Raw genomic sequence first — 12988 nt, 5'->3', positions numbered from 1 at the left:
TTCGTCTGTGTAGCCGCGAATTCTATTCGCCCGGATATTACGCCAGTGTTTCCAGAGAGAAGGAGAAATGACTACAGCACAACAACCAGAAAAGATAGTTCAACAAGCACGTACTGTAGCAGAGTTAGTGGACTATATCCAAGCTCTCACTATTGAAATTCAAGAATTGTATTGTTTAGATGAGATACCTTGGGTGGTGGGCTATTCGGGCGGCAAAGATAGTACTGCTACCTTACAGCTTATCTGGAATGCGATCGCAGCCCTACCACCAGAAAAACGTATTAAGCCAGTTCATGTTATTACAACTGATACGCTAGTAGAAAATCCTGTAGTCTCTGTTTGGGTACGCAACTCTTTAGAACAGATGAGAGTTGCTGCTAAAGAACAAGGAATGCCAATTCAAGCCCATTTGCTTTATCCGGCAGTCAAAGACACCTTTTGGGTAAATTTAATTGGCAAAGGCTACCCAGCACCACGTAATCGTATGCGGTGGTGTACTGAACGTTTGAAGATTAAACCGACTGATAGCTTCATTCGTGAAGTAATTCAAGCCAATGGTGAAGTAATTCTTGTTTTAGGTACTCGCAAAGCTGAAAGTGTTAAACGTGCTATTACGATGGCTAAACATCGAGAATCGCGGATACGCGATCACATAAATACTAATCCTAACCGACCTAACTCATTAATTTACCTTCCCATTGAAGACTGGCGTACTGATGAAGTTTGGATTTACCTAAATCAATGGCAAAATCCTTGGGGATATAGCAACAAAGACTTATTCACCATGTATAGAGGTGCTACAGCAGATAATGAATGTCCTCTAGTTGTTGATACTTCTACTCCTAGCTGTGGTGATTCTCGATTTGGATGCTGGGTTTGCACAATTGTTAATAAAGATAAATCAATGGAGGCAATGATTCAAAATGATGAAGAAAAAGAATGGATGCAGCCTCTATTAGATATCCGTAATGAATTAGATATTAGAGATGACCGTGATAAAAGAGATTTCCGTCGTATCTGGGGAGAAGTCCAACTTTTTGAACGTAATTTAGATGGTGAAATATCTATTGAACCAATTCATGGCCCATATACAAAATATTGGCGAGAACATTGGCTAAGACAAGTGCTAGAAGCGCAAACAAAAACTCGTTGTACAGCACCAAAAAATATGGGTAAAATCACCCTAATTACTCTAGAAGAAATGAGCGAAATTCGCCGCATTTGGCTAGAAGACAAACACGAATTTGATGATAGCTTACCCCGGATTTATCAAGAAGTGACTGGCGAAGAATTTCAAGACCCCCGTCCTGGTGCAGACTATAGCCTACTAGGTCGTGATGAATGGATAGTATTAGAAGAAATCTGTGAAGGTGACGCGATGCACTTGGAACTCATGGCGAAATTGTTAGACACAGAACGCCAGTATCGCAAAAAAACTCGCCGCGTAGGGATATACGACACCCTAGAAAAATGTTTTAATACGAGTTCCCGTTCTCCAGAAGATGCGATTAAAAATGCTCGTTTGAAACGCGAATTAAGCGAAGCAGTTAGTCAAGGTGATGTTGCAAAAGTCAAGCAGATGACTTTGGGCGATGTTGCAGCAATCAATGAAATAGATGAAGGTAAAATTGAAAGTGATGAAGAGGTAACTTGGGCAAGTATGAAATTTAAAAAGGAAAATTCAGAATAATAGAAGACGGGAGTCAACGAAACTACTTAAAGAACGCTTGACAAAGTTGGGTTATCTTAAAACAAGTGAGGTTCTATGATTCAAGCCATACACAAATTAGTAACTTTTGAAGATTTTGCAGCTTGGCGGCCTGAGGGTGGGAGATACGAATTACATGATGGCGTGATTGTTGAAATGGCACAACCAGTGGGAGATCATGAGGATGTTGTTGGTTTTTTGGCGCTAAATATATCTATCGAAATTGGTCGACAAAAACTTCCTTACTTCATTCCAAAAACTGTATTAGTCAAGCCATCTGAAGGGGAATCAGCTTATTCACCAGACATCTTAATAATCAATCGACCAAATTTAGTGAATGAGCTTTTATGGAAAAAAGAATCAACTGTATCTCAAGCTGCATCTATTCCCTTAGTAATTGAAGTTGTTAGTACTAATTGGCGAGATGATTACTACAAAAAATTAGCTGATTATGAAGCTATAGGTATTCCCGAATATTGGATTATAGATTATGCGGCTATAGGTGCTAGGAAGTTTATTGGCAATCCTAAGCTGCCTACTATATCCATTTATCAATTAATTGATGGTGAGTACCAAGTTACTCAATTTAAAGGCAATACCCATATTGTCTCGCCTACTTTCCCAGAATTGAATTTAACCGCCGAACAGATTTTTCAAGCTGGAGGTGTGCAAATCTAGCCACACTTACCAACACCGAGACAGATCCAATCGCATTTCTTAACAGTTAGTGATGGTATTATCTATATTTCATAGACAATATTTTTTATCAATGCGTCAGACAAAATCATCTAATTAATTTTATCCGATTCCTTTCATCACAAACTTTCTGCTTCTGCGATCGCTGTCGAACTCATGTTAATCTTAAAAATCAATGATATTTCTTGAACTCGTTCTACAAAACTTTGGCCCCTACAGTGGGAAACAGGTAATCAATCTTAACCCAAAAATTGATGAAAAAAGCTCACACCCAATTATCCTATTAGGTGGGATGAATGGCGGCGGAAAAACTACGCTGATGGATGCCATTCGTCTTGCTCTTTATGGCGCTCGTGCCCAATGTTCTACCCGTGGTAATTTAAGTTATAGTGATTTTCTCAATCAATGTGTTAACAACAAAATAGATCCAGTTGCAGACACTCGGATTGAATTACTTTTTGAACATATTGAAAACGATAAGCCAATAAAATACCGTGTTGTCCGTAGTTGGACAAAAAATCCTAAAGATGGTAGAGATACACTAGGTATTTTAGGCGACAGTGATACATGGCCGGATGCTTTAGTTAATATTTGGGATGAATATATTGAAAATCTCCTGCCATTAGGGATTTCTAATTTATTTCTCTTTGATGGTGAACAGGTTAAAGAACTTGCAGAACAGGAAACACCACCACCAGTTGTAGTAGATGCAATTCGTGGACTTTTAGGTTTAGAATTAGCAGATCGTTTAGCAGTTGATTTAGATATCTTAGTTAATCGTAAACTTAAAGAAGTTGGGAATAGTAAGGATTTAGCAAACTTAGAGGAAATTGAAACTAGGTTAACCCAACAACAAGAAGATTATCAAACCACAGAAGAGAAAGTAGAAATTCTCAAAAATCAGGTAGAAGAGTTAGAACAAAAGCAGCAAGAAGCCTTTGATAAATTCATTTCTGAAGGTGGGAAGATTGCAGCAGAACGCAATCAACTAGAACTACAGCAAAATACAAAAACTGCGGAAATTGAAGAAGTACGTCAGTCAATGTGTGAATTGGCGGCTGATGTTTTACCTCTAGCATTAATTCCCAATTTGCTTAACCAAGCGCAGACACAGGGAGAAAAGGAATTTCGCCATCAACAGGTACAAATCTCCAAGGATTTGTTACTTGAACGAGATCAGCGTTTACTCGCTTGGCTAAATCAAGTAGAAATTTCTCCAATAGAAGTTGAAAAAATCCAATCATTTTTAATCCAAGATGTAGATAATTTATATGCAAAGACTATCCAGACAGAAGCACCTTGGCTATTAGCCGATGATGAAACTTTAAGTCAACTAGATAATCTCATATATCACTTACAAAATTCTAAACTTTCTGCAAAAGAGAAATTAACTATTCTCAAAAATAAAGAAGAAGAAATTCATACTTTAGAAAGGCAAGTGCAAACAGCAGCAGCACCAGAAGATTATACAAAGCTGCGTCAAGCATTAGAATCGGCACAAAATCAAGTCGTTGAAGCTAAAGCAAATTACGAAACAATCCGCCGTCGTTTAGCTGAGTTAGAAACTATTATTGCCAAGTCAAAGAGAGAATTAAGTGATTATACTGTAGAAAATATTAAACATAAAAATAGCGAACATATTATTACTTCTGCGGCTAAAGTCCAAAATACACTCAAGATTTTTCGTGAAAAATTAACCTTGAGAAAGCTCAATAAATTAGAGGAGGAAGTTAAAAACTGCTTCCTTTATCTCCTCCATAAATCAGATTTAGTGCATCGTATCACTATTGATACCAAGACTTTCAGCCTTTTGCTTTATGATTTAAATGGTAAACCTGTTCCTAAACATCGTTTATCAGCAGGTGAAAAACAATTACTTGCGATCGCATTCCTCTGGGGTTTAGCCAAAGTCTCTGGACACCGCCTACCAGTAGCCATCGATACGCCACTAGGTAGACTAGACTCATCTCACCGCAGTAACTTAGTTGAACGTTACTTTCCATCCGCTAGTCATCAAGTGATTTTGTTATCTACGGATACTGAGATTGGAAAGAAAGAAGTGGAAACACTGCGAGAAAATGAAGCGATCGCACGCGAATACCTGCTCAAATACGACTCCTCCACTCGCCAAACAACAGTGGTAGAAAATCAATATTTTTGGTAGTAGATATAGTCTAAAAAAGATATTTACAATATATATCACGACCTTTGGAAAGTAGATAAGCAATTATGAACTCGCCCCATGTATTAAAAATAGAGAATGACCTACGTGTTCTGTCATTAGAAGAATTAGAATGGTTATTAGAACGGATTGCAAAACAAGTGCAAGAAAGAAAGCAAATAGTAAATAAATTTACTGATGTTAAATATATGAATGAACAACTAGTTGCAATGGCTAGTGATTTAGATATCAAAACAGAAATTCACTCTATCAATCATGAATTTCAAGTTACAGAAATGGATGGTTTGGAAAAACTGTGAGCATTGAAAGAGGACAAATTTATTTTGTCAATCTTAATCCAGTGCTGGGCCGAGAACAGGCAGGAACAAGACCAGTTTTAGTATTATCTATAGATGCTATAAATCAATCACCTTTGGTTGTGACTGTAATTGTCGGTACGAAAGGAACAAATATTAAACGTGATTATCCAACTAATATCCGAGTCTCGCCAGGTGACAGTGGATTGCTTATAGAAACAGTGTTCTTATGTTTTCAAATTCGTTCTTTAGATCCAAATCGCTTTCCTGCTGATCCATCTGGCAAGATTTCTGACTCCAAGATGCTTGAAGTTGAAACTGCGGTTCGCTACTGTTTGGGTTTATGAACGAAAACTACCTCAATTTTTAGGAAGATAATGGAATCACCGATTGAAAGAATAAAGCTTTCCCAAACAGCCAAAGACCAACTTACCAAACTTAAGCGCAGCACAAAAATCGACCAATGGAATATCCTATGCCGTTGGGCGTTTTGTCGTTCCCTCGCAGAATCAACCACACCCTCCCCCGTCCCAATTCCCCAGGATAGCAACGTCGAAATGAGTTGGCGCGTTTTTGGTGGCGAAATGTCTGATATACTCCTTCTCGCCCTCAAGCAACGCTGTCACAACGATGGTTATCCCACCGACAAAGAAACCCTCGCCATCCAATTCCGCTTACATTTACATCGCGGTATTGGTTACTTAGCAGGCGATCCAAATATCAAGAAAATTGAAGATTTAATTGAACTGGCGGTTAAAAATTGAAAGGATATTAGTTGACTGTTAACTGTTCACTGTTAACTGACAAATAATATTATGCCTGAAGCGCTAGAAATCGAGCGTCATAGAGCTGCGATCGCTCGCATTGATATATCTCGCCCTGTACGACTGGCTATAGAAGGGTCAATCCTCAATCAAGACACCACTTTTTTTGACTACGGCTGCGGCTACGGTGGCGATGTCCAGCGAGTAAAAAACTTAGGCTACACCAGCGCAGGCTGGGACCCTTACTACTATCCCGATGTCCCACACACCCCCGCCGATGTGGTCAACTTGGGCTATGTCCTCAACGTCATTGAAGACTCAGAGGAACGCCGTCAAAGCCTAATCCAAGCTTGGGAACTCACCGGGAAAGTTTTAATTGTCGCGGCTCAAATTCTGATTAACGCTCCCAGCAAAACCCAACTTGCTTACAATGATGGCATTGTGACGCGCCGCAATACTTTCCAGAAATATTACGAACAACAAGAACTCAAAACCTATATTGATGAAGTCCTAAATGTAGATGCAGTACCGATCGCACTAGGCGTTTACTTTGTTTTTCGAGACGAAGCTGAAAAAGAAAGTTACAAAGCTATCCGCTTCTTTTCTGCGACTTCTACACCGCGAGTCCGCATCCCTACTAAGCGATTTGAAGATTATCAAGAACAGCTGCAACCACTCATGGCTTTCTTTACCAAACGCGGTAGACTACCCGTAAAAGGCGAATTGGAGAATGAACAGGAATTACTGAGCGAATTTGGTAACTTCCGCCGCGCCTTTGGTGTAGTATTGCAAGCTACTGATGAAGCAGAATGGGATGCGATCGCTTATCGTCGTTCTCTAGATATCCAAGTGTATCTCGCCCTCACCCACTTTGATAAACGCCCTGCATGGCAGAAACTAGCCCCAGAAATGCGCCACGATATCAAAGCCTTTTTTAGTAGTTATGAAGAAGCTTGTCAAGTAGCTGACCAAAAGCTTTTCAGCTTGGGTAAACCTGGGGTAATTCAAACTGCTTGCGAAAAAAGCAAAATTGGTAAACATACGCGCGGTGCGCTTTATGTACATGTTTCCGCATTAGCAGCACTTGACCCCATACTACGAATTTGTGAAGGTTGCGCTAGCCGTACCATTGGCCGTGTCGATGAAGCTACGTTAATCAAATATCACACTGATAAGCCGCAAATATCCTATCTGTCTTACCCCGAATTCGACACTGCTCCTCACCCCGCGTTAAAAGCCAGCATCGGTATTGATTTAAAAACCCTATTCGTCACTCATCGAGACTACGAAACTAGGGCAAATCCGCCGATTTTGCACCGTAAGGAAACATTTGTTACCAGCAACTACCCACGCTACGAAGAATTTGCTAAACTCACCCAACAAGAACAGGAATTAGGGCTGCTTAACCAAAAAAGCGACATTGGTACGCGTGAAGGTTGGGAAAAATGCCTTGCCACACACAGAGTAGAAATCAGGGGGCATCAGGTTTATCCAATTCAAGAAAGTTAATAAAACGCTGACACTATAAGGTTATCCTGAATTTGTATTTAACCCAAGTAAATCTTGGTAGTTTGTCATGTTTGCGGAAATTCACACAGCAGCGATGACAGTTTCAATCCCCCATCGGGATTAATAAGGAACTGCCGCCACTCTGATAATTCAAACCTTTATAGGTACTAGTTACATGATATGCTTTTACATTTCCTCGTTGGATTTTATTGATATTTCCTCAAAAGAGGCTAAAAGTTGAAACTATGAGGAAAATTAAATCGCTACTGGGAGTTTTCGGTAGTCGCAAGATGGCGGCTTTATTATTTTTAGGTTTTTCATCGGGTTTACCGTTATTGTTAATCGGTAATACCTTAAAGGCTTGGATGACCGTAGAGAAGGTAGATTTAGCCGCTATTGGTTGGTTTAGCCTCGCTAGTTTGCCTTATTCCTTAAAATTTTTGTGGTCGCCGTTGGTAGACAGGTTCACCTTACCAATTTTGGGACGACGACGGGGTTGGTTAATTTTGACGCAGATTGCTTTGATTGTAGCGATCGCATTCATGGCTTTTCAACAACCCAAACAAGCATTACAACTACTAGCCATCAACGCCATAGTCATCGCTTTTATCAGTGCAACTCAAGATATCGCCGTTGACGCCTACCGTACCGATGTTCTAGAAAAACTAGAAATGGGGGCTGGTGCAGCAGTTTTTATCTTAGGTTATCGAATTGCCCTGTTAGTCGCAGGTGCTTTAGCCTTGATACTTGCTGACAAACTACCTTGGTCATCGGTTTACTTGTTTATGGCAGGGACGATGGTAATTGGTATTTTTGCGACCTTGTTCGCACCGGAACCCAAGGAAATTAGCCCTCCAGCTTCTCTTGTTGATGCTGTCATCTTGCCCTTTGGGGAATTTTTTCAGCGTCAAGGGGTTATCAAAGCTATTCTAATGCTTGCATTCATTACCCTATACAAGCTAGGTGATGCTTTGTTGAGCAATATGACCACGCCTTTTTTGCTGCAAACAGGTTTTACCAAAACCGACATTGGGGCAATTCAAGTGGGGATGGGGTTAATTGCGACAATTGTCGGTGCTTTAGCAGGTGGTTCAATTTTGAGTGCTATTGGTATCAATAGATCGCTTTGGGTTTTTGGTATCCTACAAGCAGTAAGTAATTTAGCTTACTTTTTTCTAGCATACATCGGTCAAAACTACCAAGCTATGGTATTTGCCATCAACGTAGAACAATTTTGTGGTGGATTGGGGACAGCAGCCTTTGTTGCCTTTTTGATGAGTCTTTGTAACCAGAGGTTTTCCGCAACCCAATATGCTTTGTTATCCAGCTTAATGGCTGTCAGCCGCGATATTCTGTCGGCCCCTGGAGGCGCGATCGCTCAAAGCACGGGTTGGCCTGTATTTTTCTTAATTACCATCGCCGCCGCCGTACCAGGACTACTCCTATTACCAGTATTTGCTCCCTGGAACCCTCAGCCAGTGGCAGTATCCAGACCAGGACTTGAGGACGAAGAAGAGGATATATGGGGAATCAAGTAGTTATTGCTGTCGGTACATTCATCCTCTTACTTACTGGTTTATTACTTGGCTATGTTCTCTCGCAGTTAGTTCTAGGATTTCTGGCATTTAACCTCTTAACTTTTTTCGGAACACTCAGCCTAATTTTAATTTTTGGGACACTTTATTACGTTTTATTTTGGCAGTTACGAAGAGATCAGTCCCGACCATCAACAAATCAAGGGATATCAAACCAGATAGACGATGATGTATCTGATAGCTATCTAAAAAACAGACTGATCGCTAAATTATCTGGTGACACTGCCGCAGCCGAACGGTTAATTGAACAGGCAAAGGAAACTTATCCTGGGATGCCGGAAAATTGGTATTGCGAAAGAGTGCTTGATGATTTGGAGCGCAGCTAATAGTGCTGCGGGAGCAGGGGGCAGGGGAAGCAGGGGGCAGGGGGAGCAGGGGAAGAAGAACTATTTATTGATTCTTGAGCCATGCCCAATGCCCAATTCCCTATTCCCTATTCCCTATTTCGATATACAGAAAATTGCTAAAATAAAGAATACTTCATAAATCTTGAGCTAAGTTCTCATAAGAGTTCCTAGCCTACTTTGCAATTAAAATATGGCTATTTTTCGTCAATACATCGCTCCACTGCTTGTAGTTTTGGTATTTGTCTTTGCCCTAGTCGCAGTTAGCGCCCGCATATTTTTACCCTCTGATATGGCAGCACCGGCACCAATTGAAGAGGTTGGGGTAAGTTCTCAACCCACTCCTGCTAATTTGCCACCAACAGTCCAAAACTCAGCTAGTTAACTCAATAAACGCCAGAAGTGTCTGAGCAACTACTACCGGGGTATATTATTCGCCGTGGTTCCTTATTGGAGCGATCGCTACTGCTTAAGTTCATGCACCGAACTTATCAGGATCTCTTTCCCAATGAGGATTTTTCTCACCTAGAGCAAACAGTTAAGCAATACTTTTCTAGCGATACGCCCTTGTGGTGGGTAGAAGAAGAGAGGGATCAGGGGGACAAGGGGACAAGGGGACAAGGGGACAAGGAGAATAATTATACTCAATTCCCAATTCCCAATTCCCCATGCCCCATTGCCTGCCTTTGGGTGGGCAATGCTATAGATCAAGTACAGGGTAATCGCCATGCTCACATCTTTATCCTCTACGTTGTACCAGAACATCGGCGGCAAGGTATTGGTAAAGCCTTAATGCAATATGTGGAAAATTGGGCTATTCAAAGAGGCGATCGCCAGATTGGATTACAAGTGTTTCAATCAAACAAACCCGCATTAAATCTTTACAATCAGTTAGGTTATCAAACCCAATCCCTGTGGATGGTAAAATTCCTGAGTGCAGAAAAATAAAATAGAGGATAGCCGTAATATACTTTAGTGTTTGAGTATGTAGTGGTTCTCGTTTGGATAAAATTCGACGAGGGGAAAAGAAAGTGTATAATTACGCAACTTATAAAGTTTTAACTTATTGGCACGGGGGATTATGTGTTAATCCCTTTTCGGGATTGAAATGAAATTATGTATGACGAAGACGATCTAAGCCTACTCGATATTGAGGAAGAACTAGAAAGCCCCCTAGATAAAATAGAGCCATTAACTGACGATTCAGTTGTGGCGAAGCCCGATCCTGAAGTGATGCTAGCCCTCCTGGAAAATCCCCAGCCCCAGCAAAGAATGTTAGCAGCGCGTGCTTTTTGTGATATAGAAGATGCGCGTGCTACCCCTCATCTGATTCGCCTGTTAACTGATATTTGTCCCTTAGTCCGGGTGAGCGCATCTTATGCTCTCGGACGCAATCCCAGTTCAGAAGCAGTGGCTCCATTAATTGCTCAACTAAACAGTGATTGGAATGGCTACGTGCGTAAAGGCGTTGTTTGGGCTTTAGGAAACTGTCGCGATCGCCGTTCTTTACCGCCCCTAGCAGATGCCTTAAGAACTGACATTTCCGCAGTGCGTTTGTGGGCTGCTAGCGCCTTAGCACAGATGGCAGAGGTTGGTTATGAAGCAGTTATAGGGGCAATACCACCATTAATTGAAGCCTTAGTCAAAGATCCCGTGGCAGCAGTGCGAAGCAACAGTGCTTGGGCAATTGGTCAACTGTGCCGCGAATTGCCTTCTAATGTAGTTTATGCCACAGCGATCGATGCTCTAATTCAAGCCTTTGCCGAAGACCAAGACCTAGGAGTCCGGGAAGACGCGAAAGCTTCACTGTTAGGAGTGGGCGATCCCCGTGGCTTGCAGCTGATTGAAACCCTCGAACAAGAAGGATGGTTTTGATTTGGGCATTAATCACTTAAATCTGAAATCCTAACTCAGCATGGCCTAACCTTCAGCTCCAGATTTGACCAAATTTAAGTCATAAGGGCGCTCAGTATCATCTTCGCCCAAATACTCACCATTTTGAATTTCCAGAATGACTAGCGGTATGTGTCCAGGATTTTCTACCTTATGTAGGGTTGCTGCGGGAACATAAGTTGATTCGTTTCGATTCAGTAATATTTCCGCATCGCCACAAGTAACCTTGGCTACACCGGAAACTACAACCCAATGCTCATTGCGGTGATAATGAATTTGTGGTTTAATGCCGTGTCTGGGCTTGATTTCAACACGGCTAATTCTATAGGTATCTCCCTCTTCGATCACCTCCACCTCACCCCAGTATCGTGTGCCTGAATGTGGAGGCAATTCGTTCATATTTGACTGAGTATTATTTTCGTTGGGAGTCATAATGAATTTCTCAACCAGATAAGTATTAGTATTTTTCTGTAATTTACCGTAAACGGGATAAACCTGGATAGGGATATACAGTCACAACTGCTGTAACTTTACTCTAGGGAATTATTCATCCCCCCGTATACTGAATCCGATAAATCCGATTATTGGCTTCTTCTGTTAGCAGTAAACTGCCATCTGGCAGCACCAGTAAACCTACAGGTCGTCCCCAAGTGGTTGGTACAGAAGGATTTAGTAAAAAGCCTGTGAGAAAGTCTTCGTAGTAGCCAAGCGATCGCCCTTTACCATCGAAGGGAACAAATACAATTTTATAACCAGTACCGCGATCGCGGTTCCAAGAACCACGAAAAGCAACAAAAGCACCGTTTTGGTATTTTTCTGGAAATGTTTTCCCATCATAAAACTGCAAACCCAATGCTGCTGAATGCGCTTGGAATAGGACATCTGGCGTTTGAGTACGGGCTGCTAATTCGGGACGTTTACTTTTACCATCTGTTTTTTGACGCGGATCGAGGTTGTTTGGTGTCAGATAAGCATAAGGCCAGCCATAAAATGCCCCCTGTTTAACCCGTGTCAAATAGTCTGGAACCAAATCATCACCGATTCCATCGCGTTCGTTAATACTGGCGTAAAGTTCCTTAGTTACAGGATGAAAATCTAAACCAACAGGGTTACGCAAGCCGGAAGCGAAAGTTTGTTGCTGGGAACCATCTAAATTCATTATCTGTATTGAAGCCCGTGGTAGGGGTTCCTCATCTACATTAGTTCCCGATCCAACTGAGACATATAATTTATTGCGATCGGGTGAGACAACGACATTGCGCGTCCAATGGTTGTTATAACCTTGAGCGGGCAAGTCGGCGATTTTTTCTCCTTTACCTGTAATCTTGTTTTGACCTTGAGTATAGGGAAAACGCACCACAGCATCTGTATTCCCCAGAAAAAAGGAATTATCTGCAAAAGCCATACCAAAGGGTCTATTGAGTCCGTTGTCCCCACTAGCAAAGGTTTCTCGAACATCGGCTACGCCGTCACCGTTGCTGTCACGTAACAAACGAATTCTGTTTTGCCCGGTTTCAGTCACCAGAACATCACCACTGGGAGTTAAAGCTAGCCAGCGTGGGGCATCTAAACCTTCAGCAAAGACGTTAACTGTAAAGCCTCTTGGTACGCGCAGCACCGGATTTTGCGGAATAGGCACAACTTCAGGCCGCTTGGAAGCACTTTCTGTTGCAAAGGGTGCTGGTAAATTCTTCAGATTTATCCGAATGGGTGTAGGTGAAAGTGCTTCAGTACGAACAATATTTTTTGGCTGTGTAGGATTCTGTGTCCGTTGGGCAGAAGATACAGATATTTGGGGTATGGGATTATCTGAGGAAGCGCGTGTCTGGTTACAGGCTGCTGCCAAAATCATTAAAAAAACTGGTAGCAATAAACGCGCAAAAACTTTCATGACGGTGGACACTATGACACAATTTTCTTACTTTAGACTTGAGACTTAATAATTGTCGCCAGTCTAAAGTCCGATTTTGCTTACTTAGTCACCCCATTAAGTTACTGAGA

14 protein-coding genes are annotated in these 12988 nt (G+C 41.6%); 12 read left to right on the top strand and 2 right to left on the bottom strand.

Annotation, left to right across the window (positions count from 1 at the left end):
• The first annotated feature begins 67 nt into the window (after positions 1-67).
• The 12 genes from dndC to IQ274_RS19585 all read left to right on the top strand — a co-directional run bounded on the left by dndC (position 68) and on the right by IQ274_RS19585 (position 10969).
• Positions 68-1690 carry a DNA phosphorothioation system sulfurtransferase DndC gene (gene dndC / locus IQ274_RS19640; protein WP_194143182.1) on the top strand — a complete coding sequence of 541 codons (1623 nt, stop codon included), beginning with the start codon at positions 68-70 and terminating at the stop codon, positions 1688-1690.
• A gap of 75 nt (positions 1691-1765) precedes the next feature.
• Positions 1766-2386, top strand: coding sequence for a Uma2 family endonuclease (locus IQ274_RS19635; RefSeq protein ID WP_194143181.1), 621 nt, complete (start codon positions 1766-1768; stop codon positions 2384-2386).
• A gap of 193 nt (positions 2387-2579) precedes the next feature.
• Positions 2580-4568, top strand: a complete 1989-nt coding sequence (gene dndD, locus IQ274_RS19630) for a DNA sulfur modification protein DndD (protein WP_194143180.1) — start codon at positions 2580-2582, stop codon at positions 4566-4568.
• Between the two features lie 65 nt (positions 4569-4633).
• Entirely contained in the window at positions 4634-4885 is a 252-nt protein-coding gene (locus IQ274_RS19625; RefSeq protein WP_194143179.1) for a hypothetical protein, read from the top strand.
• The gene (locus tag IQ274_RS19620; protein WP_194143178.1) at positions 4882-5229 is read left to right on the top strand and encodes a type II toxin-antitoxin system PemK/MazF family toxin; all 348 of its coding nucleotides are present in this window, start codon (positions 4882-4884) and stop codon (positions 5227-5229) included. Before IQ274_RS19625 ends, IQ274_RS19620 begins: the two co-directional genes overlap by 4 nt.
• 30 nt (positions 5230-5259) lie before the next feature.
• Entirely contained in the window at positions 5260-5646 is a 387-nt protein-coding gene (gene dndE / locus IQ274_RS19615; RefSeq protein WP_094353029.1) for a DNA sulfur modification protein DndE, read from the top strand.
• 51 nt (positions 5647-5697) lie between these two features.
• Positions 5698-7155: a DNA phosphorothioation-associated putative methyltransferase gene (locus IQ274_RS19610; RefSeq protein ID WP_194143177.1), complete on the top strand. Its 1458-nt coding sequence runs from the start codon at positions 5698-5700 to the stop codon at positions 7153-7155.
• A 245-nt stretch (positions 7156-7400) separates the two neighbouring features.
• Positions 7401-8693, top strand: coding sequence for an AmpG family muropeptide MFS transporter (locus IQ274_RS19605; RefSeq protein WP_175586683.1), 1293 nt, complete (start codon positions 7401-7403; stop codon positions 8691-8693).
• Positions 8678-9076: an ABC transporter permease gene (locus tag IQ274_RS19600; RefSeq protein ID WP_194143176.1), complete on the top strand. Its 399-nt coding sequence runs from the start codon at positions 8678-8680 to the stop codon at positions 9074-9076. Before IQ274_RS19605 ends, IQ274_RS19600 begins: the two co-directional genes overlap by 16 nt.
• A 211-nt stretch (positions 9077-9287) precedes the next feature.
• On the top strand, positions 9288-9479 hold the full coding sequence (locus IQ274_RS19595; RefSeq protein WP_163929516.1) for a hypothetical protein: 192 nt from the start codon (positions 9288-9290) through the stop codon (positions 9477-9479).
• Positions 9480-9496: 17 nt separating this feature from the next.
• Positions 9497-10042, top strand: a complete 546-nt coding sequence (locus IQ274_RS19590) for a GNAT family N-acetyltransferase (RefSeq protein ID WP_163929515.1) — start codon at positions 9497-9499, stop codon at positions 10040-10042.
• 168 nt (positions 10043-10210) lie between these two features.
• Positions 10211-10969: a HEAT repeat domain-containing protein gene (locus tag IQ274_RS19585; RefSeq protein WP_163929514.1), complete on the top strand. Its 759-nt coding sequence runs from the start codon at positions 10211-10213 to the stop codon at positions 10967-10969.
• 45 nt (positions 10970-11014) lie between these two features.
• Here IQ274_RS19585 and IQ274_RS19580 read toward each other — a convergent pair whose 3' ends face one another.
• Together IQ274_RS19580 and IQ274_RS19575 are read right to left on the bottom strand one after the other, a co-directional pair.
• Positions 11015-11419 carry a phosphomannose isomerase type II C-terminal cupin domain gene (locus tag IQ274_RS19580; protein ID WP_163929513.1) on the bottom strand — a complete coding sequence of 135 codons (405 nt, stop codon included), beginning with the start codon at positions 11417-11419 and terminating at the stop codon, positions 11015-11017.
• Between the two features lie 115 nt (positions 11420-11534).
• Positions 11535-12878: a PQQ-dependent sugar dehydrogenase gene (locus IQ274_RS19575; RefSeq protein WP_194143175.1), complete on the bottom strand. Its 1344-nt coding sequence runs from the start codon at positions 12876-12878 to the stop codon at positions 11535-11537.
• Positions 12879-12988 lie beyond the last annotated feature (110 nt).

This window comes from Nostoc sp. LEGE 12447 (assembly GCF_015206985.1).
Lineage (GTDB): Bacteria > Cyanobacteriota > Cyanobacteriia > Cyanobacteriales > Nostocaceae > Nostoc.
This window is presented reverse-complemented; position numbering and strand designations above follow the sequence as displayed.

Coding starts and splice junctions, on each gene's coding strand:
- IQ274_RS19580 (WP_163929513.1), bottom strand. CDS start 11,419: ATGACTCCCAACGAAAATAATACTCAGTCAAATATGAACGAATTGCCT.
- IQ274_RS19625 (WP_194143179.1), top strand. CDS start 4,634: ATGAACTCGCCCCATGTATTAAAAATAGAGAATGACCTACGTGTTCTG.
- dndC (WP_194143182.1), top strand. CDS start 68: ATGACTACAGCACAACAACCAGAAAAGATAGTTCAACAAGCACGTACT.
- IQ274_RS19600 (WP_194143176.1), top strand. CDS start 8,678: ATGGGGAATCAAGTAGTTATTGCTGTCGGTACATTCATCCTCTTACTT.
- dndE (WP_094353029.1), top strand. CDS start 5,260: ATGGAATCACCGATTGAAAGAATAAAGCTTTCCCAAACAGCCAAAGAC.
- IQ274_RS19585 (WP_163929514.1), top strand. CDS start 10,211: ATGTATGACGAAGACGATCTAAGCCTACTCGATATTGAGGAAGAACTA.
- IQ274_RS19610 (WP_194143177.1), top strand. CDS start 5,698: ATGCCTGAAGCGCTAGAAATCGAGCGTCATAGAGCTGCGATCGCTCGC.
- IQ274_RS19635 (WP_194143181.1), top strand. CDS start 1,766: ATGATTCAAGCCATACACAAATTAGTAACTTTTGAAGATTTTGCAGCT.
- IQ274_RS19605 (WP_175586683.1), top strand. CDS start 7,401: ATGAGGAAAATTAAATCGCTACTGGGAGTTTTCGGTAGTCGCAAGATG.
- IQ274_RS19575 (WP_194143175.1), bottom strand. CDS start 12,878: ATGAAAGTTTTTGCGCGTTTATTGCTACCAGTTTTTTTAATGATTTTG.
- IQ274_RS19595 (WP_163929516.1), top strand. CDS start 9,288: ATGGCTATTTTTCGTCAATACATCGCTCCACTGCTTGTAGTTTTGGTA.
- dndD (WP_194143180.1), top strand. CDS start 2,580: ATGATATTTCTTGAACTCGTTCTACAAAACTTTGGCCCCTACAGTGGG.